Genomic DNA, 2,613 nt, shown 5'->3' with positions numbered 1-2,613 from the left:
GGGGGATGGGGTGTGGAGGGGCCGCGGGGGCGGCACCCCCCCGCCCCCCTGGCCCGGTCCCCTGCGGGGACGCGCCGCAGGCGGCCAGCGCCGCCGCCAGGGCGGCGGCGACGACGGCCGGGAGCAGGCGCTTCATCACCCGTTCCTCAGGGCGTAGTGCGCGCTCACCTGGGAGGCGCTGAGCGCGGTCGGGTAGACGGCCGTCTCGTCGATCTGTCCGGCGAAGAAGTCGCTGGTGGGGCGTTCGGGCCAGTCCTTGAGGGAGTCCCCGCCGACCCGCCAGTAGCCGGGGTAGTTCTCGTTGGAGGTGTACAGGAAGTTCGACGCGCGCCGCTGGCCGTCCACGTACACCGTCATGCCGCCGGAGCCCTGGGTGGCGACGATGTGGTGCCACCGGCCGTCGTTGTACGCCGCCGGGGTGGTGACGGTGCGCGCGCCGCCGCTGCGCACGCCGAACGTGAGCCGCCCGTCGTCGCGCATGTAGACGTGCTTGTCGTGCCGGACGCTGTCCTGCTGGGTCGTGTTGCCGAAGCCGATGATCTTCCCGCCCGCGCGGGTGGTGGTCTTGATCCAGGTCTCCAGCGTGTAGGCGGCCGGGCGGGCGTGCAGCCGGTTGCTGTACACGTACTCGTCCGCGCCGTCGAGCCCGATCGCCGTCGAGGGCCCGGCCACCGCCGCCGGGGTCTGCCGGTAGGCGGGGGAGCTGCGCAGGAAGCCGTTGGCGAGGCGGCCGCTGCTGTCGTGCGCGAAGGTGCCGGAGCCCTCGTCGTAGCGCCAGTACAGCGTGGCGCCGTCGGCCCGGACGCGGGCCGGGTAGGCCTCCGCGGTGGTCACCGCTGCGGCCGACTGGACCGGGGACTTGGCACTGGTGTTGATGCCGTCGGACGCGGTGATCCGGTACGAGTGCGTCTCGCCCGGAGCGACGTCGGTGTCGGTCCAGGTCAGTTGGGGCCGGTCCCAGAAGACGGAGTAGGCGGTCGTGGTGTGGACCGGGGTGGTGGCGCCGTCCTTGTAGATCCGGTAGGTCAGCTCGCCGTCGTCGGTGTCGAAGCTGGTCTGCCAGTTCACGTCGATCCGCCCCGGAGTCAGCGTGGAGAGGCTGACGTTGGGCACCCAGGGCGCGCCGGTGTCCGGACCGTCCCAGAACCGGCCCAGGCCCTGCCCCGGCTTGCCGTTGACCGTGGTGAACTCGCCGCCCACCCACAGGTAGGTGCGCCCGCCGCTGCTCGTCTTGGCCATCACGCGCGGCCCGACCGGCTCCCCGAGCCCGTCGTTGGTGTCCGGGAACCACGGCAGCAGCTTCGGGTCGTCGACCGACTGGGCCAGCAGGTGCTTGCGCGGCTGGTCGGGGAAGGCCCCCATGTCGGCGCAGTCGTGGGCGTGGCTGCCGCTGTAGAGCACCCCGGAGTGGACCAGCACGGCCTGGGTCGCCCCCAGGCAGGTGTCCCGCCACCGCTGCTTGAAGTCGGAGAGGTTCAGGGCGATGCGCCCGTCGAACACCCCGCCGCCGGTGCCCTCGTTGGCGGTGTAGAAGCCGGTGGCGTCCGTGACGATGTCCTGGACGGTGGACTTGTTGTGGATGAACCCCGGATAGGACGTGGTGAGCCGGCCGGTCGTGGCGTCGACCACGGCCAGGGCGTGCGTCTCGACGCCGTTGACCGTGAAGAACTTGCCGCCGAGCAGGACGTTGCGCCCGTCCGGCGTCAGCTCGATCGCCCGGACCACCTCGTCGGCGTTGGCGGTGAACGGCAGCAGGGACGCCTTGGTGCTCACGGCGGCGACCTTGTTCCTGGTCTGCCCGCCGACGCTGGTGAAGTCCCCGCCCAGATAGACGGTGTCGGCGGTGACGGCCAGGGCCCGCACGGGCGCCGTGACGGCGATCTTGAAGTCGTCGCGGGGGGTGCAGGTGGCGGTGTCGATCGCGGCGATGTTGCTCACCCCGACCCCGTTCACCGCGCCGAACTGGCCGCCCGCGTACAGCGTCTTCCCGTCCGGCGACAGGGCCAGGGCGCGGACGGTCGCGGTCCCGGAGGAGACCGTGAACGACAGCGAGCAGTCGGTGGGGGCCCCGGTCGCCGCGTCGAACGCGGCGAAGTTCACCGCGGGCCGTTCGCCGGCGCCGGGGGCGGCCGCGGGGGGCCGCAGCGTGGAGAAGGTGCCGCCGGCGTAGACGACGCCCCCTGCGGCGGCCATCGACCAGACGATGCCGTTGGTCTGCCAGGTGCTGAGCTCGTCCGCGGTGATGGTCACCGGCGGGGTCAGCGCGGCCGAGGGGGAGGTCCCCGCCGCGGTCGCGGACAGGGCTCCGGCGAGCAGGCCGAGAGCGGCGGCAGCGGCCCGTACCCGGCCGCGCCCCCCGCTTCTCCGCCCCGTACTTCCGTTCATCATTCAGCTCCGAAGGTGAGGACGAGCCGCGGCCGACGGGCCGCGCGTACTACTGCTCCGCCCGACCGGCCGCGGGCGTTCGGGCCCGCCGCCGGTCGGGGCGGACGAGGGGGGGGGGGGGGGGGGGGGGGACGCACACACGGGGCCCGGGGGGGGGGGGGGGGGGGGGGGGGGGGGGGGGGGGGGGGGGGGTTGGTGGGGAGGGGGGGGGGGGGGGGAGGGGGAAGG

1 protein-coding gene is annotated in these 2,613 nt (G+C 74.0%); it reads right to left on the bottom strand.

The window, feature by feature from the left end; genetic code table 11:
- Positions 1-135: 135 nt before the first annotated feature.
- Positions 136-2,388, bottom strand: coding sequence for a LamG domain-containing protein (locus ACZ6EJ_RS26645; protein WP_469270658.1), 2,253 nt, complete (start codon positions 2,386-2,388; stop codon positions 136-138).
- Positions 2,389-2,613: the final 225 nt, after the last annotated feature.

This window comes from Streptomyces sp. NPDC041970, assembly GCF_055588985.1.
The sequence above is the reverse complement of the archived record's forward strand: the minus strand, read 5'-3'. Positions and strand labels throughout refer to the sequence as shown.